The sequence below is a fragment of the Planococcus chinensis genome, assembly GCF_020071995.1.
In the GTDB taxonomy this organism is placed as follows: Bacteria; Bacillota; Bacilli; order Bacillales_A; family Planococcaceae; genus Planococcus; species Planococcus chinensis_A.
In genome coordinates, this window is sequence record NZ_JABWTK010000010.1 from 50,883 (window position 1) to 73,423 (window position 22,541).

At 47.2% G+C, this 22,541-nt stretch carries 22 protein-coding genes and 1 riboswitch; of the genes, 8 read left to right on the plus strand and 14 right to left on the minus strand.

Features of this window, described 5'->3' with window-relative positions:
• Nucleotides 1-142: 142 nt before the first annotated feature.
• Nucleotides 143-877, plus strand: a complete 735-nt coding sequence (locus HU147_RS15425) for a Bax inhibitor-1/YccA family protein (RefSeq protein WP_440137307.1) — start codon at nt 143-145, stop codon at nt 875-877.
• 170 nt (nt 878-1,047) lie between these two features.
• Here the strand turns inward: HU147_RS15425 and HU147_RS15430 are convergent, their stop codons facing one another.
• Both HU147_RS15430 and HU147_RS15435 read right to left on the minus strand, forming a co-directional pair.
• Entirely contained in the window at nt 1,048-2,010 is a 963-nt protein-coding gene (locus HU147_RS15430) for a PfkB family carbohydrate kinase (protein ID WP_224077054.1), read from the minus strand.
• 127 nt (nt 2,011-2,137) lie between these two features.
• Entirely contained in the window at nt 2,138-3,592 is a 1,455-nt protein-coding gene (locus tag HU147_RS15435) for a glycoside hydrolase family 32 protein (protein ID WP_224077055.1), read from the minus strand.
• A gap of 503 nt (nt 3,593-4,095) precedes the next feature.
• A riboswitch (TPP riboswitch) is annotated at nt 4,096-4,203 on the plus strand.
• Between the two features lie 100 nt (nt 4,204-4,303).
• Here HU147_RS15435 and HU147_RS15440 point away from each other — a divergent pair.
• The 4 genes from HU147_RS15440 to HU147_RS15455 are packed head-to-tail and all read left to right on the plus strand — an operon-like array spanning nt 4,304 to nt 7,636.
• Nucleotides 4,304-4,903 carry a Ykof family thiamine-binding protein gene (locus HU147_RS15440; RefSeq protein ID WP_224077056.1) on the plus strand — a complete coding sequence of 200 codons (600 nt, stop codon included), beginning with the start codon at nt 4,304-4,306 and terminating at the stop codon, nt 4,901-4,903.
• Entirely contained in the window at nt 4,896-5,477 is a 582-nt protein-coding gene (locus HU147_RS15445; protein ID WP_224077057.1) for an ECF transporter S component, read from the plus strand. The genes HU147_RS15440 and HU147_RS15445 overlap by 8 nt, the downstream gene beginning before the upstream one ends.
• Nucleotides 5,464-6,900 (plus strand): ABC transporter ATP-binding protein, encoded by a 1,437-nt coding sequence (locus HU147_RS15450; RefSeq protein WP_224077109.1) that lies wholly within the window; start codon nt 5,464-5,466, stop codon nt 6,898-6,900. The genes HU147_RS15445 and HU147_RS15450 overlap by 14 nt, the downstream gene beginning before the upstream one ends.
• The gene (locus tag HU147_RS15455; protein WP_224077058.1) at nt 6,881-7,636 is read left to right on the plus strand and encodes an energy-coupling factor transporter transmembrane component T family protein; all 756 of its coding nucleotides are present in this window, start codon (nt 6,881-6,883) and stop codon (nt 7,634-7,636) included. The genes HU147_RS15450 and HU147_RS15455 overlap by 20 nt, the downstream gene beginning before the upstream one ends.
• A 430-nt stretch (nt 7,637-8,066) precedes the next feature.
• On the opposite strand, the gene HU147_RS15460 is transcribed toward HU147_RS15455, so the two are convergent.
• The 5 genes from HU147_RS15460 to HU147_RS15480 form a co-directional block, all read right to left on the minus strand.
• On the minus strand, nt 8,067-8,291 hold the full coding sequence (locus HU147_RS15460; RefSeq protein ID WP_224077059.1) for a hypothetical protein: 225 nt from the start codon (nt 8,289-8,291) through the stop codon (nt 8,067-8,069).
• Nucleotides 8,291-9,163, minus strand: a complete 873-nt coding sequence (locus HU147_RS15465) for a GNAT family N-acetyltransferase (protein WP_224077060.1) — start codon at nt 9,161-9,163, stop codon at nt 8,291-8,293. The genes HU147_RS15460 and HU147_RS15465 overlap by 1 nt, the downstream gene beginning before the upstream one ends.
• Nucleotides 9,164-9,178: 15 nt before the next feature.
• On the minus strand, nt 9,179-9,601 hold the full coding sequence (locus tag HU147_RS15470) for a sporulation protein (protein WP_224077061.1): 423 nt from the start codon (nt 9,599-9,601) through the stop codon (nt 9,179-9,181).
• Between the two features lie 62 nt (nt 9,602-9,663).
• Nucleotides 9,664-10,851 carry an AI-2E family transporter gene (locus HU147_RS15475; protein ID WP_224077062.1) on the minus strand — a complete coding sequence of 396 codons (1,188 nt, stop codon included), beginning with the start codon at nt 10,849-10,851 and terminating at the stop codon, nt 9,664-9,666.
• Nucleotides 10,852-10,910: 59 nt separating this feature from the next.
• Nucleotides 10,911-11,855, minus strand: coding sequence for an LCP family protein (locus HU147_RS15480; RefSeq protein WP_224077063.1), 945 nt, complete (start codon nt 11,853-11,855; stop codon nt 10,911-10,913).
• 150 nt (nt 11,856-12,005) lie between these two features.
• Between HU147_RS15480 and msrA the strand changes: the two genes are divergently transcribed.
• Nucleotides 12,006-12,542 (plus strand): peptide-methionine (S)-S-oxide reductase MsrA, encoded by a 537-nt coding sequence (gene msrA, locus HU147_RS15485; protein WP_224077064.1) that lies wholly within the window; start codon nt 12,006-12,008, stop codon nt 12,540-12,542.
• A gap of 150 nt (nt 12,543-12,692) precedes the next feature.
• Here the strand turns inward: msrA and HU147_RS15490 are convergent, their stop codons facing one another.
• From HU147_RS15490 to HU147_RS15500, 3 genes are read right to left on the minus strand one after another with little or no spacing between them, the layout of a single operon-like run.
• Complete coding sequence (locus tag HU147_RS15490) at nt 12,693-13,406, minus strand: YjjG family noncanonical pyrimidine nucleotidase (protein WP_224077065.1); 714 nt, start codon at nt 13,404-13,406, stop codon at nt 12,693-12,695.
• Nucleotides 13,407-13,428: 22 nt separating this feature from the next.
• Nucleotides 13,429-14,382: a magnesium/cobalt transporter CorA gene (gene corA, locus HU147_RS15495; RefSeq protein ID WP_224077066.1), complete on the minus strand. Its 954-nt coding sequence runs from the start codon at nt 14,380-14,382 to the stop codon at nt 13,429-13,431.
• Nucleotides 14,383-15,555 (minus strand): MFS transporter, encoded by a 1,173-nt coding sequence (locus tag HU147_RS15500; RefSeq protein WP_224077067.1) that lies wholly within the window; start codon nt 15,553-15,555, stop codon nt 14,383-14,385.
• Between the two features lie 88 nt (nt 15,556-15,643).
• Between HU147_RS15500 and HU147_RS15505 the strand changes: the two genes are divergently transcribed.
• Nucleotides 15,644-15,877, plus strand: coding sequence for a hypothetical protein (locus HU147_RS15505; RefSeq protein ID WP_224077068.1), 234 nt, complete (start codon nt 15,644-15,646; stop codon nt 15,875-15,877).
• 185 nt (nt 15,878-16,062) lie between these two features.
• On the plus strand, nt 16,063-17,670 hold the full coding sequence (locus tag HU147_RS15510; RefSeq protein ID WP_224077069.1) for an ABC-F family ATP-binding cassette domain-containing protein: 1,608 nt from the start codon (nt 16,063-16,065) through the stop codon (nt 17,668-17,670).
• Between the two features lie 175 nt (nt 17,671-17,845).
• Here HU147_RS15510 and HU147_RS15515 read toward each other — a convergent pair whose 3' ends face one another.
• The 4 genes from HU147_RS15515 to HU147_RS15530 all read right to left on the minus strand — a co-directional run bounded on the left by HU147_RS15515 (nt 17,846) and on the right by HU147_RS15530 (nt 22,442).
• Nucleotides 17,846-18,328 carry a YkvA family protein gene (locus HU147_RS15515; RefSeq protein ID WP_224077070.1) on the minus strand — a complete coding sequence of 161 codons (483 nt, stop codon included), beginning with the start codon at nt 18,326-18,328 and terminating at the stop codon, nt 17,846-17,848.
• A gap of 156 nt (nt 18,329-18,484) precedes the next feature.
• Nucleotides 18,485-20,116, minus strand: a complete 1,632-nt coding sequence (locus HU147_RS15520) for a M4 family metallopeptidase (protein WP_224077071.1) — start codon at nt 20,114-20,116, stop codon at nt 18,485-18,487.
• A gap of 177 nt (nt 20,117-20,293) precedes the next feature.
• Entirely contained in the window at nt 20,294-21,955 is a 1,662-nt protein-coding gene (locus tag HU147_RS15525; RefSeq protein WP_224077072.1) for a M4 family metallopeptidase, read from the minus strand.
• A 286-nt stretch (nt 21,956-22,241) separates the two neighbouring features.
• Nucleotides 22,242-22,442, minus strand: a complete 201-nt coding sequence (locus tag HU147_RS15530) for a cold-shock protein (RefSeq protein WP_036803234.1) — start codon at nt 22,440-22,442, stop codon at nt 22,242-22,244.
• Between the last annotated feature and the right edge of the window lie 99 nt (nt 22,443-22,541).

Here is a 22,541-nt window from a genome sequence, read left to right on the forward strand (position 1 = left end):
AATGAAACTTTTGCCGCGTTCCATACGTAACAACAACAAAGAAACATTTTCAACGATTTGAACTTAAATTCTCAAGGGTTTGAATCCCCGGAATTTAAGGAATACTATGAACCTGTTTTAAAATCCAAAGGAGACGATCGATGTGAGAAGTGGAAATCCGAGTTTGAAAGATGAAGTATTTGAAAAAGGCGGTTATGCCAATTCGGGCCGCACGATGACCATTCAAGGAACGGTCAATAAGACGTTCATATTATTGCTTTTGGTATTGGCGACAGCGGTCTATTCCTGGAATCAGTACCTCAGCAATCCTGAAACCATCCTGCCCTTGATCCTGGTCGGCGGCATCGGCGGCTTTGTCGTCGCGATGATTACGATTTTCGTGCCGAAAGCGGCTCCGTTTACAGCTCCGCTTTATGCATTGCTGGAAGGTTTGTTCATCGGGGCGATTTCGGCCCAGTACGAAGTGCAATACGGCGGCATCGTGTTCCAGGCCGTCCTGTTGACCATCGGAGTGCTTTTAAGTTTGTTGCTTGCCTATAAGTCCGGATTCATCAAAGTGACGCAGAACTTCCGCTTGGGTGTAGTCGCTGCGACCGGCGCCATCTTCGTTGTGTATTTGATCTCGTTTGTCGGCAGCTTTTTCGGCTTTAACATCCCGCATTTGCACGAATCGACGCCGCTTGGCATTATCATTAGCATCGTCATTGTCATCATTGCCGCATTGAATCTGGTGCTGGATTTTGATTACATCGAAAATGCTTCCGAAAAGCGTGTTCCGAAATATTTTGAATGGTACGGAGCTTTCGGCCTGCTGGTAACGCTCGTTTGGCTGTATCTTGAAATTCTTCGTTTGCTTGCTAAATTGCGCGACAGATAAAACAGCGGATAACAAAACAGCCGATTTCCCTCGTTTCAGAGAGGAAATCGGCTGTTTTTATTTTCTCTAAAAAAGCAGCGCCTTAAAATTAAATCCAAAACTCTGGTTCGCTCGCTCCAATAGCGGCATCCAATGCCTGATAAGCCTAATTGAACTGCCATTTTGCCTATTCAGTTTCTTCCTTCAAGCAATTGCCTAGCCTCGTCGAGAGAAGGGATTGACGGTATCGCACCTTTTTTAGTGGTCCCCAAAGCCGCAACCGCGTTGGCGAATAATATCATGGCTTGCAGCTCTTCAGCTTGTATTGCCTCCCATAAAGCATCTTTCTGAAGAAATTGATGCAAAAAAGCACCCAAGAACAGATCACCTGCTCCCGTGGTATCGATTGCCTCCACTTTGAAACCCGCAATATGTCCCGTATCTTCTCCAAATCGGTAGAAACAGCCTTGAGTCCCCAACGTCACTAAGACAATTTTTAATCCGAATTTCTCAAACAAAAATCGAGACCCTTCTTCCAGATCACGGATGCCCGTAGTGAATTCCAGTTCTTCATCAGATAGTTTTAAAATATCCGCATACTGCATCCCCGCAAGGATCGTTTCCTTAGCCTGGCTTAAACTTTTCCAAAGCGCCGGACGCAGATTTGGATCATAGGAAATTAGAACATCGTTCTCTTTTGCCGCTTGCAGTGCTTTTAATGTGGCCGTCTTGGCCGGTTCATGCGTCATCGAAAGCGAACCGAAATGAAAGACCTTTGCCTGTTGCACCAATGCAACATCAACTTCCTGTTCCTGCAGCATAATGTCAGCTCCAGGAGAACGGTAGAATTGGAAAGAACGGTCGCCGTCTTCCTTCAGATGCACAAATGCCAATGTGGTATTTACATCCTTTGAGTAGATTAAGCCTTGTGTATCAATTCCGCTTTTTTGGAGTGTCTCCCCTAAAAAAGAGCCGAATTGGTCATTCCCCACTTTTCCTATAAATGCGGTCGATGCATTGAATTTAGCCAGCGTGGCAAGAACATTAGCGGGTGCTCCGCCAGGGTTGGATTCAAACAAGGCATTTCCATTTGCCGATTTTCCGGCTGGTGTAAAATCGATCAGGAGTTCACCCAGTGCGACGACGTCAACCATATTCCCTTCCCCCTTTTTGTATATACTGCATAACTGGCGAGTAAACCGAATTAGGAAACCCGCTCTATCCCGGCGCCAGCTTCTTCACAAAGCCACCGGCCGAAATCGCTTCGGCCAGTGGCTTGTGTTACAGCTCTTTCGGATTTCGCAAATTCCACTTTTCAAGCGTTGCATCAACCCGCCCATTTGCCGTGAAGATGACATCTACATCATCTGCTTCAGCAAAGAACCGGGCCGTAAATACTTCCTCTCCTCCATTGACAAACAATTCAATCGAGCTGGTGTCGAGGAAGATATGAAGGTCTTCAAGCTTATCCAAAAAGCAGCTTCGGCTTTCAATCTTGCCGTCTATGAACCGTTTTCTTTCCAAGGTCAAGCGCTTCATATGCTTGGTATAGACGATTGACAAGTTTTTACGGATTTCGATTTTTACTGTGTCGGCGAGATTTTGGTGGAAACAAGCTTTGATTTCACTGACTGTCCCGGCCAGTTCCGGCCAAGTCTTTGTTTCATTTTCGATGCTTGTTTTGCACCGAAACCCCTTTCCTTCCCGCAGCTTTTTGAGTTCCTGCACCGGCTTTTGAACAATCCGGTTGATTTTCAATTCGATTTCCCGCGGAATCGTCAAGGCATGCACCCAGCCTTTTTCAATGGTTGGCTGGTGGGATTCCTGTTCGTCTGTAATTCCCATCCAGCCCAGCATGATTCTTCTCCCTAGCTGATCTTGAAACGTTTGGGGGGCGTAGAAATCAAACCCACGGTCCAGTTCAATAAATTCGCCGTGTGGAAACTCAGTGGTTCCGACTTTCCATTTCCCTACAAAATAACCTGACTGAAACATATTGTGGTAAAAGCTTTCTTTTGCTTCCAACCCTTGAGGCGACACGATCAAAATGTCGTTTCCATCCAGTTCAAAAAAATCGGGGCACTCCCACATATAGCCGAAATCCATCAACCCGTTAAGCCGGTTCCCGGCAAGCGTTCCTTTCAACTCCCATTCCTTTAGATCGGATGAAGCAAACAGGACAACGGCACCTTCCTGAGAAAAGGTTTGTGCTCCTATAACCATGTACCAGACGCCATCCCGTTTCCATACTTTCGGGTCCCGGAAATGGGACGTGTATCCTTCCGGCAGCAGAACAACAGGGCCTTTTTTCTCGAAAGTAAATCCGTTGTGTGAAACAGCCATACATTGATACGTTTCAAGTATGTTGTTGTCATGCCCAACGTTTCCGCTGTAGAACAGCACCATGTCTCCATCAACTTCAACAGCACTACCGGAAAAACATCCGTCTCTTTCGTACCACTCACTCGGAACGAGCGATGGCGGGTGTTCTTGCCAATAGATGAGATCTTGGGATGTGCAGTGGCCCCAGCATTTAGCACCGTGTACGGTCCCAAACGGGTTCCATTGGTAAAACACATGATAGGTGCCTTTATACTGGATGAGTCCATTCGGGTCATTCAGCAAGCCGACTGCAGGCATCAAGTGGTATTGCAGCCGGTGCGGGTCAACGTAGTTATTTTTTTGATAGGTTTCCAGTGTATGAGTCAGTCTTTCAATCCAGTTTATAGTGTTCATCGCAAACTCCCATTTCTAGTGAATTTTCAACTAGATTTCCCCTAAACCGCTACGTGTTCGTTTCCACAGATTTTACATTCCCGGCTTCTATCTTTGTACTCCCCCAGCAAACGGGACAACAGAATGCCCCATTGTCTGCCGCTGCAACTTCAGCCCTGAAATTTTTTATTTCTTATTTCTGGCCCTTATGATAAAAGTTGTGAAATTCATGCCTTCAAAAGCTGCTTCCTGCATGTTAATTCCCCCTCATATTTTATTATTTATCTTTTCTAATAATACGATAAAATGATTTAAAAGTTTCATAAAAATTAAAAAAATATTACTTTTTCTTTAGCTTTGTGACTATATAGTTACAATATTTTAGGATTTCACTTTTTCCTTTAAAAATTCAAAATAGGCTATCTGGCAAGATCAAAATCTTAATCCTCTTTACTTCCTCCACCCCTTCCGCTACACTAGACCCATCGGGGCAAACCCCGGACCACAAAAAAACTGCATACCGTTTTCTGCACTGGGGGTGCCCGATTTTCGGCTGAGATGCAAGCGCAAGCTTCGATCCCTTATGACTCGATCCAGGTAATACTGGCGTGAGGAAGTGCGGTGACTTTCCGCAATTGGATCTTTCCCCGAATTTAATTGGCATGGAATAGTGGCTGCATCTTCACGGATGCAGCCTTTTTTTGTGTAATTTTTTTGAGGAGGAGAATTTATATGGAACCATTGCAATGCGGCACAAGCCCGATCGTCGGATTTCGCTTTTCTTTGCATCCGATGACCGGCGATTTTATCAAAGTAATTAAAGGGGCTTTAAACGAAACGGATACCTCAAACGTCTGGATGCATACCGATGACGTCTCGACGGTCATCCGCGGGAAACAGAACCACGTCTTCAATGTGGCAAAAGCACTGACGCTGCATGCAGCCAAGACCGGCGAGCATGTCGCATTGTCCGGCACATTTTCGATTGGCTGCCCGGGAGATTCTGCGGGCGATGTCTACTTGGACAAAGATGACGTGCTGCTGAACACCGATGACACAAAGCAATACGTATCTTCACAATTTGCCCTGTATCCAATGAACGACCCGGATTACATGGCCGTTATTTACCGTGAAGTCGACCGTGCCAAGGCACAAGGCGTCTTCAACGAATCGATGCATTACGCAAGCGGCATCCACGGCGATATCCATGACGTCTTTGCGTTTTACGAGGAAGCATTTACGAATGCCCGCTCCGAAGAGCACCGCCATTTGGTCATGACGGTATCAATGAGCATCAACAGCCCTTCGCACGGAGGAAAAAAAGATGCTTAAATCATGGAAGCTGAAAGAAGTTGTGCTGATGTCGCTGTTTGCCATCGTCTTTGGCATTGTCTATTTGCTGTTTGTCCATCTTTCGAATATCTGGGCCGGCATCATCGGGCCCATTGCCTATGAATGGCTGTTCGGCATCTGGTTTATCGTATCGATCATTTGCATGAACATCATCCGGAAACCGGGAGCTGCCGTGCTGTCGGAATCGATGGCGGCGGCAATCGAAGTGCTGCTCGGCAATGCAGTCGGTCCGCGCCTGCTGTTGTCCGGCATTGTCCAGGGACTCGGAGCGGAAGCGGCGTTTGCAGTGACCGGCTACAAGCATTTCAATCTGGCGGTGTTTATGCTTGCCGGAGCCGGTTCTGCTGTGTTCAGTTTTGTGTACGGCTATTTCATCTCCGGCTATGCAGGGCTTGATCCCTCATTTGTGGCCTTGATGTTTACGCTGCGCGTCTTAAGCGGCATGGTCATCGCCGGCATCGGAGGCAAGTACATTTCAGACGGCTTGCTCGCGACCGGTTCGCTGCGGGGCTATGCGATTGCCCGCGCAGAAAAAGGTGATGCCGGTGCATGAGCCGGTGTTTTCATTGAAAAATATCCATTTCCGTTTTCCGGATGACCAGGAAAACATCCTGAAAGATCTCACATTCGACATTTTTCCGGGAGAACGCGCCGTCATATCCGGGCCGAGCGGCTGCGGCAAAAGCACCTTGCTGTACTTATTGAACCGGTTGTATCCGCTGAACTGCGACGGAATTCTTAGCGGCAGCATCCATCTGTTCGGCAAAAAAGCGGAAGACTATGCCCCCGGAGAAATCAATCACCGGATCGCGACCGTGTTCCAGGACCCCGATTCCCAGTTTTGCATGCCGACCGTTGAAGCAGAATTGGCGTTTACCTTGGAAAACCTTCATGTCCCTTTTGCGGAAATGGAGAGCCGGATAACGGATGTCCTCTCATTGACCGGCTTAACCCCGCTGCGCCATGCCGTAATCCAGTCTTTATCCGGCGGCATGAAACAGCGCGTGGCAACTGCATGTGCGTTGATCATGAAACCCGAAGTGCTCCTGCTCGATGAGCCCATTTCCCACCTCGATCCCTTAACAGCCAAGCAGTTTATCGCCTGGCTGGACGGACTGCAGAAAAAATTCAGCTTGACGGTTGTCGCTGTGGAACACCGGCTTGATCTATGGGAATCGTTTTTCGACCGCGATATCCAACTGGACGTAAGCGGGCGCATACTGGCAGACCAGCGCTTTATCCCCAGAGCGGCAGTGGCATTTCCGAAGCGGCGAACTGCCCTTCAAACTGCCCTTTCTTTGGAGGTTTCCGGGCTGTCCACTAGCGTCAACGGGAAAAGCTTGCTCAGTCCGTTATCATTTTCCGTCCATCGCGGTGAAGTTACAGTCGTTGCCGGACCAAACGGCAGCGGAAAATCGACTTTGCTGAAAACGCTGTGCGGCATCTACAAAAATTCTGGCGGAACCGTCGAATCGAACGGCGCCGGCTACGTGCCGCAATCGCCTGAGTACCTGTTTCTGACGCAGCGGATCAAAGATGAACTAGCGTATTCGGCTTCGTCAACTCCAATGGAAATCCAGGATTTGATGGAGCGCCTGCGGTTAACGGATATCCAAAACGCGCACCCGTTCGCTGTCAGCCACGGGCAAAAACGGCGGGTCGCCATCGCGTCGATGCTCGCAGACAAACGGCAAGTACTGCTGATGGATGAACCGACTTCGGGACAGGACGCTGCGGCGTTGCAGGCATTAGCGCTGTTGATTGCAGAACGGGCAAACGAAGGCATTTCTTTTTTGATCGTCACGCATGACATGGAATTCGCAGCGGCCGTTGCCGATTCCATCCTTCTTATTAAAGACGGTGTACTGACGGGGAAATTTGCGTGTGAGGAATTATGGGCTGATGAGGAAATGCTGGCGTCGCATCATTTGCTTGCGCCAAAAGGAGTGAAGCCCCGTGCGGAATCTTTTGCATGACATGAACCCGTCCGTGAAATTTATTGCAGTGACCTTATCAATGATGGCCATCGCCTTTTTCTTCAATCCCTGGACACCACTGATTTTCTGGATTGGCGTTTTACTCTTTCAAGTTTTCATGAGCCGGCTCAATTGGAAAGTATGGGCGCTGTTCATGCTGCCGTTTGCTATCGGCGCTTTCGGTTATTTATGGACAACCATTGTGTTCGGCGCAGAAACCGGCGGCCAAATCATCTGGTCGTTCGCCGGTTTGGATGTCACCGATGAACAACTGGAGACAGCCCTGTCCCTCTCTTTCCGGGTCTTGGCGTTTTCCACTTTGTCTCTGATGTTCGCCTTCACAACCGATCCGGTAAAATTTATCATGAGCTTGATGCAGCAATTGAAATTATCTCCGAAACTTGCTTATGGCGTGATGGTCGGCTATCAATTCCTTCCGGTCATGAAAGACGAATTCACCCAAATCCAACAGGCACAGCGCTTGCGCGGAGCCGTCGAGGAAAAGAATGCATTCAAGCGGCTGCTCGATATGCGGCGGGTTCTGATGCCGATGCTTGCCGGCGCTGTGCGTAAAGCGGAACGCTCCGCTTTCGCCATGGAAGCCCGCGGATTTACCGGCGAAGCGCGAACCGACTATTATCAACCCGTCCGGATTGGCCGCATTGATTTTTGGATGTCTGCCCTTTTTGCATTGCTGCTGGCTGCCAGTTGCCTGGGCGGGATTTGGTTAAGCTGAATATAAAACAGGAAGTGAAAAGCTGGCGCCTTTCGCTTCCTGTTTTTCTTTTGTGTCTTTGTTCGTTGTTGCTGGTTTTGAATTTAATTAAATGCCCTTATGTAGTTTTATACAAGTATTACACTTATAGGACTACATAATATTTTTATTTAACAAATCCCTTCACCTTACTTCTATTAATTCGTCTAAAGGCAGTTCCAGTGCACGCATGGACAAAATAATTCTGAAGCAGATCATGCTCTTGTCCGGACAATGCCAATCCGCTGTCCGCATATTTTTCGAGCCATCACTAGAAGTTTGTCAACTGGTTCTCCCATTGTGTTCCGGCAGCCAGTTTAACCCTTGAGGCTCGAACAACGCCACGATGCGTTCGAAATCAGCGAAGGCTTTGATTTTCCCGTTATTCGATTTAAATGGCTTTGGGAAGGAATCACCAAAGCATTGATAATGCCAATTCATTAACCGAGAAAATTTGACTTCCTTCTTCATAAAGATCTGTTGATTGCATTTTTTTCTTGTTTTCTTTGTCTTTTGTGTTGTTGGCTTTACTTAGATGAATATAAATACCCTTATGTAATTTTCTACATGTATTAGAGAAAAACCGCTTTATTTTTAAAATGTAAAAAACAGCCGCTTTTGCTTGCGGCTGTTTCATTACTTTATCTCAGGGCTTCTAAGGATCGCTTTGTTATAAATCAGCCCAAAGCCGTTTTTTTCCATGTTCCGGGCTGAAGCGGTATTCGGTTCGGTAGTCACCGTGATATGCGTACAGCCCTTCTCTTTTGCATAGCGGATGCGCTCTTCAATCAACCGGTTCTGATGTCCCTTCCCCCGGTATGCCTGAACCGTGCTGGCCAAAAACAATTCGCCTAGCCGCCCGTCGATTGCCAGTGTCCCGCCCGCAGCGCTTTCCCCGTTATCCTTCAGCAGAAACCCCGTATTGTCGGGAACTTCCAAAAAAGTCCGGGTAGCTTCCATCGTTTCTTCACTGACCGTATTGTCTTTTGAAATGCCGAGGGCTACAGTCCAAGCCCATTCAAAGCTGTCTTCATTAGCCACTTCTGCAATCTCCACCGTGTTGTTGGGGAATGATTTTTCCACAGGCTTCCAAGCTTTCAAATCCAGCACCCACACCGCCAAAAATTGCTCCAATGTATAGCGCTGTTCCTGCAGCAATGCCAATAACAGCGGATCGCAGAATGGCGTCAGTTCAAACCGCGCATGTTTGACCTCTTCTTTGCTGCGGACAAACTCCTCGATTGCCGCCAAATCTTTTTTGGCGACAGTTTGATCCATGCCAAAACCGACGCCGAAACTTACACTGCCGGTGCAGAAGAAATCGCCTTTTCCTTCCAGCGACAAGCAGTCCGACAAGGTGGAAGGATTCAATTCCTGCTGTTTTTCAATATAGGATTTTGTCCCTTTTCTTTTGATGGATTCAATTTTCTTCGCCAGCTCTTTGTTGTTGACGATCGCCATGCCTTTCACCTCCAGAAAGTTCAAAAGGCATTCAAATTGGTTGCCCATTTGAATGCCTTCCTTTTACAGACTGTTTGTTGTTGCATACGTGATTTCGTCTTCGTCGTGCACATCGACGCCGTTGTTGACATGGACGATGGTCCGCAGAATCAGTTTCCCTTTCGGATTTTCCAGGATCCATCGTTCATCCGGCACAATTTCGAATTGATGCATGACCGTTGCTTTTGATTTAACAGATCCGATAAATTCGAGTGATTGTTTCGCGACAATATTTTCAATCACATCAAAATCACTGTCTTCCCGGTAATCCTCGATTTGCTTAATAACGTTCAGCTCAATAAATTCGATTTCCTGGTCGCTGTTGCCACCGGTAAAATAAACCGTCCCATTTAAGGTCTCGCCTTCTTCTAAATGCGGTCTTTCGACGACTGTATTGACTTTCAGTGAACCAATCCCGATGGAACTAAGAAATTGTTTAAAATGCATAAAGTTGCACCCTCCAGTATTTACTAGTCCTTCTTTACCACTAATGAAGTTTTCCTAAACCGTTAATGCAATTCGGTGTAATCGTATTGATGTTCCAGATTGGATTCATGTTTGTTGTAGCGCCGTTTGAATAATTTGTAGAAATGGGCTACCAGCACTTTCAGAATGGCGTAAGCCGGAATTCCAAGAATGACTCCTGCAATGCCGAACAAGGAACCGGCGGTCAGCAAGACAAATATGATTGTGATCGGATGGATGATCATCGTTTTCCCCATAACCTGCGGTGAAATCAAATTGCTCTCGAAAATCTGTACGATGGTCCAGACAATCCCTACTTTCAACAGCATAAATGGCGAAATAACAATGCCGACAATGGCAGCCGGTGTAAACGCGATTGCTGGGCCAATATACGGCACGACACTTGTAACGCCGGCAAGGAAGCCGAACAGCAACGCGTAGTCAAGTCGGATGATCAGGAAGCCGATGTAGACCATCACACCAATGAAGATTCCGACAATGATTTTCCCTTGGATATAGGCCCCGATTTGGCGGTCCGCTTCACGAAATACCGATTTCGTGTCTTCACGAAAACGCGGAGGCATCAATTTCAGGATATATTCCGGAAATTTTTCTCCATCTTTCAATAAGTAGAACAAGATAAATGGCACAATGATGATTGAGAGAACGACCCCGGTCACAGTACTGATGAATTCCGTCAAACGTGCCAGCAGGCTGGTAGCGGTTGTCTGGAAAGTTTCGTTGAATGTCTCAGGCAGCGTCGTCAGCAGCTGTTCGATATTAAAACTCGAATCCACGTAGTAATCGCCGACATAGGAAGTCCTCAAAAAGGCATCCACATTGGTCAACAGCTGCATGAAATAATCCGGAAACTCCATAATCAGCCGCTGCGTCTGTTCGCGCAGGAACGGCAGCACCAGAACGATAAGCAAAGTGGTCAGTCCGGTCAATGCCACAAAGATAATGACAATTCCCCAAATCCTTGGAATTTTGAGGCCTTCCAGCATCCGAAGAACCGGACGCAGCAAATAGTACAGCACGAGCGCCAAGATGACCGGCAGGAAGATGGTCCGCATAAACAACAGAAGCGGATCAAAGATGAACGACACTTCCCGGAAAATGAATATGACCAAGCCGATCAGCACTAATGCGATCAAAGTAAATAAGGTATTGGTTCCTCCGAGAAAACGGATAAAATTCGTATTGAAAAAAGATTGCTTTTCCGTCTCCATGCCACTCCTACTTTCTTTAAAATTCGTTATGCTGTTATTTTAGCATATTATCTGACATTTTAATTAAGTGGTTGGGACAAAAATTCCGAAAGCGCCTGGCGATTTTGTTCGACATCGATTTCAAGGACAGCACCTGCATTTGGGTAGCGTGCATCCCAGAACGTACCTTTGACAGGCACCGTCAAACGGCCAATATCACTTTTACCGCCTTTGGCAAGTTCGATGGCCAGCTTCACCTGGTCGGATGTCGGCAAATCAGTCTCAATATACCCTTGAACCGCCCCTGCCAGTTTCGGGTATTGCGGGATTGCCGAGATGCTGATCATTTCATCTTTTAACGCAGCCAAAACTTGCTGCTGGCGGCGCACGCGCCCAAAGTCCCCTTCATTGTCTGCGCGGAAACGCGCATAGCCCAGCAGTTCTTTGCCGTTTAAATCATGGACGCCTTTTTTCAGGGACACCCCGATTTTTTCGGACATATCTTTTTCCACATCGACTTCCACGCCGTTTGGCGCTGCTATATCGACCATTTGTTCAAAGTTCGCAAAATCGATTTGGGCTACGTGATGGATTTCCACCCCAAACATTTCACGCAGCGTATCGGCGAGGAGATTGGGGCCTCCCAAGTAATAAGCCGTGTTCAATTTATACGATTGGTATCCCGGTATATCTGCATAAATATCACGCATGAATGAGGTCAGTTTTACTTCGTCTGTGTTTTTATCGTGCGACATCAGCATCATTGTATCCGACCGCGACTTTTCTTCCCCGCGGGAATCCACACCGATGATCAAGATATTCTGGAAATCCCCATTCTCCGGATCTCCGTCAAATTCCAATTTAGGCAAATCTGTATTTTCAGCTAGTTTATATCCACTTTGAAATTGCACAACAGCATAAATTCCGACTGCAACAATCGCCAGCAACAGCAGGAATAAAATGCCTCTGAATCGAAGCCTTTTTCTCTTGCGCCGGCTCCGGCTTGGCTTGAGTTCTTCTTCCATAATCTACACGTTCCTTTCTAGTTGATGCCTTACATGGGACGTCATAAGGCATGAAGAAGTTTCTGCTCAACTATTATAAACATATTTATTGTCGTAAAACAGTGGGAGTGGTAAGATTTTTTCTATATTAAGGCGAAAGGAGCCACCTTTATGACAGAAAAAGCTACATTTGCAGGCGGCTGCTTCTGGTGCATGGTCAAACCGTTCGACCAGTTTGACGGCATTGACAGCGTCGTTTCCGGCTACACCGGCGGGCATGTTGAAAATCCAACATATGAGCAAGTCAAAACCGGCGCTACAGGCCATTTGGAATCAGTGGAAATCACTTTCCAACCCGATGTTTTCCCGTACGAACAGCTGCTTGAAATCTTTTGGCAGCAAATCGATCCGACCGACAACGACGGACAGTTCCAGGACCGCGGTTCGCAGTACCGCCCCGCCATTTTCGTACACAACGAAAAACAGCGTGAGCTGGCCGAACAGTCGAAGCGCGACTTGGATGCAAGCGGCCGCTTCAAAAAGCCGGTCGTCACGGAAATTCTGGAAGCCGGACCGTTTTATGCGGCCGAAGACTATCACCAGGATTTCTATAAGAAGAACCCGGAGCATTACAAAGAAGACCGCGCCATTTCCGGCCGCGACGAATTCCTTTCTGAGACTTGGGAAAAAACCGAAGTCAACAAATAAACCGGCTATTGTGTACAGTGCGAAACCTTTTATGGTTTTGCACTGTTTTTTTTGTGAGTTAGGCTAGTGGATGAGTAATCGGGCGCAATAACTGCAAAACCGGGCATAAATCATAAAAAGGCGCCCATTTTCCGGGCGCCTTTCCTTCTATTATAAACTATTCAGCGCAATTTTTTTGCCAAGTACAATCTCACGTAGTTCCAGAAGCTCCTGAATTTCATAGGTCGGCTGGATGCCGGTCGGATTTTCTTTGCCAAACGGATTGTACCAGCACGTATCGATGCCGTAATGATTGCCGCCTTGGATATCCGAGCTCAGCGAGTCGCCGACAATGAGGACCCCTTCTTTTGATGACAGCCCGAGCTGTTTAAAAGCGTAGTCAAAAATGCCGCTCTGCGGCTTTTGGTAGCCTGTTTCTTCTGAAATGATCACATGCGCAAAACGGTCGCTGAGCGGGGAATTCTGGATGCGTGCTTTCTGCACTTCCCCAAAGCCGTTGGTGATTACCGCGAGTGTGATGCCGTTAAGGCTATTCAATAGCTCATCTGCCCCCGGCATCAAATGCGATTCCTGCCCCAGGAAATCCAGATACAATGTTGAAAAGGCTTCAGCGCTGATGTCCAGCTGGTGCTCCAAGAACAAGCGCTTGAAACGCTCGATTCCCAAATCGCGGATGGCAATCCTGCCATGTTCCAGGTCTTGCCAAAGAACTTGGCTGATTTTGCGGTAGCTGCTGTGGTAATCTGCAAAACCGGTCGGCAAATCATGTTCCATAAACGTATTATGCAACGCTGCGGTCTCGGATTTTCTGAAATCCATCAAGGTATCGTCAATATCGAAAAAAATGGTTGTGTATTGTTTCATCCTAACTACCTTCCCTTATCCGTTAATCGTTTTCAAACCATCCTTTGGAATAAAACCAGGCGAACATGCCGGTTCCAAGAAGCAGCATAATCGTCAATACGGCAAAATAGCCGCCGTCCCATTCCAATTCCGGCATGTGCACAAAGTTCATGCCGTAAATGCCGGCAATGAAAGTCAGCGGCATGAAAATGGTCGTGATGACCGTCAAAGTTTTCATGATATTGTTCATGCGATAAGAATTCAGCGAAATGTAATTGTCGCGGATATCGGATGTCAGCTCGCGGTTGGAATCGATCATTTGGCTTAATTTGATCAAATGGTCATAGATATCCTGGAAATAAGCCCGCTTGTGTTCCTGCAGAATGAAACGCTTGGATTCCAGGATCCGGTAAACCAAGTCCCTCGTCGGCACCACGATTTGCCGCAATTTGAACAAATCGCGCCGCACCGTAAATGTGGTTTCCATGATCGTCTTGTCCGCTTTTTTCACCCGGTCGGCGTCTTCAATGGTCGCCAGCTGGTCTTCCAGATGCTCGACCAGCGGGAAAAAAGAATCCACCACTTTATCCATCAGTTTATACGTCACTTCCACCGGCTTAAACTGTCCATGTGCACTTGGCGGACTGAAATAATTCCAGGTCAAATTGACTTCTTTTAAATCCTGGAAATGGAACGAAACGATAAAATTGTCCCCGATAAACACATCGACTTCCTGCGCTTCCAATGTTTCCGGATCGAGCGAATGGAAAACCAGGAAATTCATATCGTCGTAATACTCGAGCTTTGGCCGCTGAAGCGAGTGGATGCAGTCTTCAATCGCCAAAGGGTGGAAGTTGAAATGGCTGCTGAGCAGTCCGATTTCCTCGTCAGTCGGATCGACAAAATCAACCCAGTACCATTTCATCCCTTCCAATTCCGCCAAAGGCGGATCAAATACCATCATATTTTGTTGGTTGATTGCTTGGATTCGGATCATTTACTTTCCCTCGCCTTTTTTATTCAACAATAATGCACAAACCGCCAGCACCAGGATATAGCCCAACAGCAAATTTAACGTGATGTCATGCGTGCCGTAGCGGTCATACAGGATGCCGATGCCAAACGGCATGATGCTGGAAATGATGTAGCCGCCGGACTGGATCATGGCGGTCCAGCTGTTGACGTCGTCTGCACGTTCATTTTCATCGAGCGGCATCAACAGCGCAATCGGAAACAAACCGCCAAGCGTAACGCCGAGCAGAACTGCGGCAAGCCAGATAAAGGCGGTCCCTTCAATCATCAACAACAGAATGCCGGCAGCACCGGATATCAGCGACACAAATGTCCAAAGAAGGCGGCTTGGAAATTTCCCTAAAAGCGCCGGAATCGACAAATTGCCAACCAGCTGGACAAGTGACATGACCGTCAAGACCGCTCCAGCCGCCAAAATGTTCATGCCTTTATCGCTCGCAATCGGTGCAAGCCATGTAATTAATGAGAAAAACAGAGCAGACTGGAAAGCGAAAAACAGCAGCATCACCCAAGCCCGCTTGTTTTTCCATGGAGAAAGGGCGGGCTCTCCCCTGATTTCCACCGCATCGCTTTCCGGTTCTTCTACGTGCTGCCAAAGAATCAACGCCGCGATGGCAAGCAAACCCCAGCTCGCAAGTGCCAGCGGCCAGTCAAGAATCGTGTAAAACACACCGGTCAAACCGGAACTGAGCGTTGCGCCAAGCCCCATCCCGAACGAATACACACCGATCAAAGAAGCCGTGCGTGTCGGGAAATTGCGTTTGATCATGGCCGACAAGAGCGGACTGATGATGGCAATCGCCAAGCCGATGAAAAAGGCGCTGGCAAGCAGCACAGGATAAGATGGCACAAGCCCGCGGACCAGCGTCAATGTGCCAATAACAATAATTAAAATCGAAATCGAACGCTTCATACCGAATTTCCGGTTAAACCCGACCGCGAGCGGTGCAAACAGCCCCATGCAAAATACCGGGACAGAGGTTAACAGGCTGATCTGGCTATTGGATAATGCCAAATCGGTGCGGATCGTTTCAAGCAGCGGCCCGATGGAAGAAATGGCCGGCCGCAAGTTCAGCGAGACGAAAAAAATGGCCAATACCATCAGGCCAAGCACCGATTTTTTGGATGGAGCAGTCACAAATCATTCCTCCTTGGACAGTTCAGGCATACAAACTTGTGTTCCCGGACCCGAGCCATTAAAATGGATGTGAAAGGCGGGCACAAGGATGAAACTCGTAAACTGGAGCTATGCAAAACGCTATAATATCAAAGCCATTTTTGACGAATTCCCGCACGTTGTGGTGCTGTTCCGTCAAATCGGCGGCTATTATTTCATCTTTTCGATGAAAGGCTTAACAAAAGAACATATTCCGACGCGCAAAGACTATGTACGCATGGAATATTTACTCAATAAAGATCTCGGGCTACTTGAAGCCTATAAAGAACGCAAATATAAATAAGATTTCCGATTGCGCTTGATGAGCCAACACTTCTGCCGCTTCCCTACATTTAGAGAGGCCGGTTTCAAAAGTTCGGTTAAAATTTCTCTTTCTTAAGTTTATCCCAGTCTGCTGCTGAATGCTATCGATTTTAGCGGTATTCATGGTATACTATTCTTATTGTGAAATTTGGGAGGTACGTATAAATGATAGCAGTAAATGATGTAAGCCTTCGCTTTGGCGACCGCAAACTTTTTGAAGATGTGAATATCCAGTTCAACCCGGGGAATTGCTACGGCTTGATCGGCGCCAATGGTGCAGGGAAATCGACATTCATCAAAATTTTGTCTGGCGACTTGGAAGCGCAATCGGGCAACGTAACAATGGGATCTGGCGAGCGTCTGGCCGTCCTGAAACAGGATCACTTCGAATACGAAGAATATCCGGTTCTTGAAACAGTTATTATGGGGCACAAAAAGCTTTATGAAATCATGGCTGAGAAAAACGCCATCTATATGAAAGAAGACTTTTCCGATGAAGACGGCATGCGCGCCGCTGAACTTGAAGGCGAATTCGCTGAGTTGAACGGTTGGGAAGCTGAATCCGAAGCGGCTATTTTGCTTCAGGGCCTTGGCATTTCCGAAGACCTCCACGACAAAAAAATGGCTGAATTATCCGGTTCAGACAAAGTGAAAGTTTTGCTTGCGCAAGCGTTGTTCGGCAAACCGGACGTTCTTCTTCTGGATGAGCCGACGAACCACTTGGACTTGAACGCCATCAAATGGCTGGAAGAATTCCTTATCAACTTTGAAAACACCGTTATCGTCGTATCACATGACCGTCACTTTTTAAACAAAGTATGTACACATATTGCCGACCTTGACTTCGGAAAAATCCAATTGTATGTAGGAAACTACGACTTCTGGTACGAGTCGAGCCAATTAGCAACCCGTTTGGCAAGCGACCAGAACGCGAAAAAAGAAGAAAAGATCAAAGAACTTCAAGCGTTTATCGCCCGTTTCTCTGCGAATGCTTCCAAATCGAAGCAAGCAACGTCGCGGAAGAAAATGCTTGATAAAATTGAGCTTGACGACATCCGTCCTTCTTCCCGCAAATACCCATTCGTCAACTTCACGATCGGCCGCGAAATCGGCAACGACGTGCTGACAGTGAGAGACCTGAGCCAAACCGTTGACGGCAATAAACTATTGAACAACATCAGCTTTAATATGAACAAAGACGACAAAATTGTCCTGATCGGCGATCCGCTTGCAAAATCGGCGCTTCTCCGCATTTTGGCTGAAGAAGACGAGCCGGCAGAAGGTTTGGTCCGTTGGGGTGTTACCACTTCACGCGCTTACTTGCCGATCGACAACTCGGCTTACTTTGAAGGCAGCGAGCAATCGCTGGTAGATTGGCTTCGCCAATACTCACCGGAAGACGAAAGCGAAACGTTCCTTCGCGGCTTCCTCGGCAGAATGCTGTTCTCCGGCGAAGAAGTGAAAAAGAAACCTTCCGTCCTTTCCGGAGGAGAAAAAGTACGCTGCATGCTATCGAAAATGATGCTCTCGCATGCCAACGTCCTGCTTTTGGATGAACCGACCAACCACTTGGACTTGGAATCGATCCAGGCACTCAACAACGGCATGATCGCATTCAAAGGTGCAATGGTCTTCACTTCGCATGACCATCAGTTTATCCAAACCGTTGCAAACCGCGTGATCGAGATCCGCGAAGACGGAAGCATCCTTGACAAGCAATTGACATACGATGAGTTCCTTGAGTGGAAAGAAACACAAGGCATTACAAATTAATAAGCAAAATCCCGCATACCGAAATCCGGTGTGCGGGATTTTTTCATTTGTTGATTCAGTTAGAAGACAAAATTAACAGGCGGCTCACTTTTGCTGATTTCCAGAATTTATTTGGACTGCTCTCGGCAAAGGGGCCAACCCATGCAAAAACCGCGGCATTTACGCCGCGGTTTTTTTAATTCATGAAACGTTTTACCAAGCGGCCTGCCGGCAGTTTGGAAACGTATTTATTGCCCGAATGCGTGACTCCGCGGACTACGGACAATAATTCAACATCCCCTGCCCAGTGTTCTTCAATCACTTCGATTGGGAATTTGTTCAATAAAGTATTGATGATGAATACTGCCACAACCACATCATCCAGGAAGCCCCCTGGCCCTACCAAGATTTCCGGCAGAAAATCCATCGGTGCGAAGAAATACAAAATCCCTGCTCCAACAGCCCCTTTGCTTTTCGCATCGATGCGTGAATCGAGCATCAATCTAGTCAGCAAGTGGAACAGATCCGGTGCAAACAAGACGTATTTCCCGATTTTGCTGACGAATCCTGAACGCTTGTCGAGCCAGTTCTCTATTTTGCTGCGCAATTTTTTATAGAAATCCTGCTGTTCTTCTTCGCTCGGAAGCGGTTTTTTCAAATAATCATTGGCATTGGCCATTGCGAATCCCCCTCTTATTTCAGTCTTAGCGTACAAGCTGATTTAGAGGAATTATACCCTCATCTATAGGTCAACTAAACAATTACCGCAGCATTCTGCAAAAAAAGAACCGCAAGTCTTTGCGGTTCTTCCTGAATTTCTTCTATATAAAGATCTTCATTTCAATCCCACTGCTGCGAAAGCGGCTTTCACACTTTTCACTTCCTGGCTGTCCACGCCGTATAAATCGGTTGCTGCCTGGACGCTTGCTGCCTGCAGCTGTCTGAATTTAGTCGTCGGCGTCAAATACTGGGTCAATGTCCGGTAAAAGATCTTCCCGGTTTTTTCGATGCCGATTCCTTCCACCTTCACGTTGAAATGGGTTCCGCCGTTTGCGAGCAAGTAGGCGGCTTTATTGCTGATTGACGAATTGATGTGGACGCCGCCGAAGTCTTCAAGCCCCAAATAGCGTTTTGTGTAATGGTCCGGCAAACCGTTTAAAGTCGGATCGGCAAGTGAGCGAAGGGCATCTCCACTCACTTCGGGCGTATAAACATCCTCGCCGATTTGCCAGTCAGGCGTTTTGCTGTAGGCATGTTCAATCAACACGCCGAAAATGTCCGACATCGATTCATTGATGGCTCCCGCATCGTTCCAGTAAATGAGCCCTGCGGTCGATTCGGTTAAGGCATGCGTCAATTCATGGGCGATGACATCGAGTGACCCCGACAAAGGCAGGAACTTCTTGCCGTCGCCGTCTCCATAAACCATCTGGCTGCCGCTCCAAAATGCATTGTTGTAGTCTTTGCCGTAATGGACCGTCGATACAATCGCTGCACCTTGGCCATCGTAGCTATTGCGCCCATGCACCGTTTTAAAATAATCAAAGGTTAAGCCGGCGTAATAATGGGCATCCACGGCCGCTCCGTCAAAAAGGGCGTCCAATTGATGGTCGACATCCAGCCACAGCGTTCCGGGAATTTCCGTCCCGTTCGCAGCATCATAAGTGAAAATCCCCTTGCCGCGCGTCCGGTCCGTCAAATAAGAACCTGCACTGTTCAACACCGTGTTCACTTTTTTCCGGTCGCCCAAAACGCCGATTCCGTCAGTAAGCGAATCGTTCCCTTCCGGTGCTGCTCCGTGGATTTGATTGTAGTATTCCAGAATTGCCCCCGTTTGGGCATCAACAAAATAATGGTAGTTGCCCGGTGCCGGCGATAAAAACTCATACCGGATATGGTAAGCAAGTACTGGAACTTCCTTATCCAGATAAATGACCAGCTCCGGTTTTTCGGCAGGAGCCATCTCCATGGCACGCCCGTAAAACTTCTCCAAGCTTTCAATCGCAGCGGCTGAAGCCTGGCCAGAATCCAAAGCTGCTGTTTCCGTTAAACCAGGAACCTCCATTAAATTCGGAACCAATTCACCGGACACCGACTTCAGCACGCCATTTGAATCGACGTGTGCGGAAATGATGGAACCGAATACCGGGATTCCGTTGAAGAGTTGCTGAAGTTTCACATTAACCAGGCCCAGTTCATCCGTCGTTTCGCTGACGGTTTGAAATTGAGCCGATTCGCCTTCAGCCAGGCCATACAGCTTCTCCTTTTCACCCAAATAGGCATGGACAATTTCTTGTGCATCTCCAGGTGAACTCGGCGTCAAGCTCCCAGCAATAAACGCAGGAGTTGTGCTATCCGAATCGACATAAACTTGTTCCGTAATCCCCGAACTTTGTGCGCCATAAACAGGCGTAGGCAAAATCAGTATGGCGGCCACTGCCAAGCAATACAAACGGCTCCTCTTCAACGGGATCCACTCCTTTATTTGTCATCCGTACATTTTGCGTTACATACATCTTACCTCCTTGTTTTTTCAGAATATATAGTCATCTTTATCTGTTTTGACCGAGTTGAATCAGGTGCAAATACCTGTATTGGAAAACGCAAAAAAGGCCACCCATAAGAGTGGCCCTGATTGTAAAATTCAGTTCACGCCGACCGCTGAAAAGGCAGCTTTCACACTGGCCACTTCCGCACTGCCTGCACCGTATAAATCCGTTGCCGCCTGGACAGTTGATACGCGGTAATGGCTGTAGTTCGAGTTTGGCGTTAAGTACTGCGTCAATGTCCGGTAGAAGATTTTTTCGGTTTTGGCGTTGCCGATGCCCGTCACTTGGACGCCGTAATGGGTGCCGCCATTTGCCAGCAAATAGGCAGCTTTGTTGCTGATGCCTGAGTTGATATGGACGCCGCCATTATCACTCGTGCCGACATAGCGTTTCGAGTAATGGTCAGGATCTCCGTTCAAAGTCGGATCGGCCATGGAACGAAGCGCATCGCCGGCTACTTTCGGCGTATAAATATCTTCCCCGATCAGCCAGTCCGGTTTGTTGTTGGCATGGTATTCCACAAGGGTCCCGAAGATATCTGAAATCGATTCATTGATGGCGCCTGATTCGTTCTGGTAAATAAGATCGGCTGTCGTGTCTGTAACTGCGTGCGTCAATTCATGGGCGATTACATCAAGCCCCCCTGACAACGGAATAAACGTTGTGCCATCGCCGTCGCCGTATACCATTTGCGAACCGTTCCAGAAGGCGTTATTGTAGCTGCGGCCGTAATGGACGGTAGAAACCAACTGTGCCCCTTGCCCATCATAGCTGTTGCGGTTATGGACATTCTTGAAATAATCGAACGTCTGTCCAGCATATACATGGGCATCTACAGCAGCGCCATCGTATGCGGCATTATACGCGTTGTCGGCATCGAGCCACAGCGTTCCCGGTATTTGTGTACGGTTCTTTGCATCGTATGTAAAAATGCCGTTGCCCCGTGTCTTATCCACTAAGTACGAACCTTTGCTGTTGACCACCGTATTCAAAGATTTTATGTCCCCGAGCACGCCTTTTCCGCTCGCGACAGAATTGGTGCCGGATGGTGCTGTAACTCCTGAAGATGGCTTCGCTTCATGGATTTGATTGTAGGAATCAAGCACACTTCCGTTTTGGGCGTCAATGAAATACTGGTAATTGCCCGGTGAAGGCGCTAAAAATTCAAATTCGACGCTGTACGCATATTTTGCAGTTCCTTCATCTATATAGACAACCAGTTCCGGTGCTTCTTCATGATCCAGTTCCGGCGATGCGCCAAGCTTTGCTTTTAAATCGGCCAGTGCCAAGGCAGAAGCTTCGGCTGCTTTTAATTGATGCCCTTTATTGAGTTTCACTTGTTTCGATAATTCGGGAACCAGTCCGCCGGATACGGAAGTCAGCACCCCTTCTGAATCAACATGGGCGGAGATGACAGAACCGAAAACCGGTACACCTTTATAGACTTGCTGAATCTTCAAATTGGTAAAGCCCAGATCGTCTTTCTTCTCGCTGAGTACTTTGAAGTTTGCTGCAGCATCTTTTCCGATTTTATAATGTCCTTCTTTTTCAGACAAATAATCGTAGACGGTGTCTTTTGCAGATTTTTCCGATGGCACAGTCAATTTCCCGACAATGAAATCAGTCTTTCCGCTTTTTTGATTGACGTGCACTTTTTCGTTGACGGCATTACTTGGAGATGCATAGACGGAGGAAGAAGCTGCCGATAAGGCTAATGCGGCGGCTAAACTTAATGTCAGTAGTTTCTTAGATTTCATTGGGTTTCACTCCTTTAATTTGCCGTCATTGTCTGGCGGTTTATTAAAGAATAGCGGTTTGCCCAAATTGAGGATATAGGCTTCAATATCTGTTTTTTATTTCCTTAAATGATGTTATTTCACCTCCGCATGTACGAATGTTCAAAATATTTTAATTTTTAATACTGCTTATGTACTGTCTTTTGATACGTTTTTGCCGATGCCATAAAAGTTGATGGTACTTTTTAGAGGCTTATGTTCCAAGCCAATAAAAAAGACCTGCTCAGTGATGAGCAGGTCTTGGAGATTAGATTTTAGTTACATTTGTAGCTTGAGGTCCGCGGTTGCCTTCCTCTACTTCAAATTCTACTTTTTGTCCTTCGTCAAGCGTTTTAAAGCCTTCGCCTTGAATCGCTGAGAAGTGAACGAATACGTCATCTCCGCCTTCAACTTCGATAAATCCGAAACCTTTTTCTGAGTTGAACCATTTAACTGTACCTTGTTGCATGTGTAAAACCTCCTGGGAATAAAAAAATTTTCAATATGGAATTTTTCCATTAAAAAAATTCACATATTCAAAAAAGTACCATCACTTGCTGATCACTTT

What these genes read in the sequence shown, in the direction of transcription:
- HU147_RS15505 (WP_224077068.1), top strand. Translation starts at nt 15,644, where the DNA reads ATGAAACTCGTAAACTGGAGCTATGCAAAACGCTATAATATCAAAGCC.
- HU147_RS15475 (WP_224077062.1), bottom strand. Translation starts at nt 10,851, where the DNA reads ATGGAGACGGAAAAGCAATCTTTTTTCAATACGAATTTTATCCGTTTT.
- HU147_RS15445 (WP_224077057.1), top strand. Translation starts at nt 4,896, where the DNA reads ATGCTTAAATCATGGAAGCTGAAAGAAGTTGTGCTGATGTCGCTGTTT.
- HU147_RS15530 (WP_036803234.1), bottom strand. Translation starts at nt 22,442, where the DNA reads ATGCAACAAGGTACAGTTAAATGGTTCAACTCAGAAAAAGGTTTCGGA.
- HU147_RS15470 (WP_224077061.1), bottom strand. Translation starts at nt 9,601, where the DNA reads ATGCATTTTAAACAATTTCTTAGTTCCATCGGGATTGGTTCACTGAAA.
- HU147_RS15440 (WP_224077056.1), top strand. Translation starts at nt 4,304, where the DNA reads ATGGAACCATTGCAATGCGGCACAAGCCCGATCGTCGGATTTCGCTTT.
- HU147_RS15510 (WP_224077069.1), top strand. Translation starts at nt 16,063, where the DNA reads ATGATAGCAGTAAATGATGTAAGCCTTCGCTTTGGCGACCGCAAACTT.
- HU147_RS15450 (WP_224077109.1), top strand. Translation starts at nt 5,464, where the DNA reads ATGCCGGTGCATGAGCCGGTGTTTTCATTGAAAAATATCCATTTCCGT.
- HU147_RS15430 (WP_224077054.1), bottom strand. Translation starts at nt 2,010, where the DNA reads ATGGTTGACGTCGTCGCACTGGGTGAACTCCTGATCGATTTTACACCA.
- msrA (WP_224077064.1), top strand. Translation starts at nt 12,006, where the DNA reads ATGACAGAAAAAGCTACATTTGCAGGCGGCTGCTTCTGGTGCATGGTC.
- HU147_RS15515 (WP_224077070.1), bottom strand. Translation starts at nt 18,328, where the DNA reads ATGGCCAATGCCAATGATTATTTGAAAAAACCGCTTCCGAGCGAAGAA.
- HU147_RS15465 (WP_224077060.1), bottom strand. Translation starts at nt 9,163, where the DNA reads ATGGGCAACCAATTTGAATGCCTTTTGAACTTTCTGGAGGTGAAAGGC.
- HU147_RS15525 (WP_224077072.1), bottom strand. Translation starts at nt 21,955, where the DNA reads ATGAAATCTAAGAAACTACTGACATTAAGTTTAGCCGCCGCATTAGCC.
- HU147_RS15480 (WP_224077063.1), bottom strand. Translation starts at nt 11,855, where the DNA reads ATGGAAGAAGAACTCAAGCCAAGCCGGAGCCGGCGCAAGAGAAAAAGG.
- HU147_RS15490 (WP_224077065.1), bottom strand. Translation starts at nt 13,406, where the DNA reads ATGAAACAATACACAACCATTTTTTTCGATATTGACGATACCTTGATG.
- HU147_RS15460 (WP_224077059.1), bottom strand. Translation starts at nt 8,291, where the DNA reads ATGAAACAGCCGCAAGCAAAAGCGGCTGTTTTTTACATTTTAAAAATA.
- HU147_RS15435 (WP_224077055.1), bottom strand. Translation starts at nt 3,592, where the DNA reads ATGAACACTATAAACTGGATTGAAAGACTGACTCATACACTGGAAACC.
- corA (WP_224077066.1), bottom strand. Translation starts at nt 14,382, where the DNA reads ATGATCCGAATCCAAGCAATCAACCAACAAAATATGATGGTATTTGAT.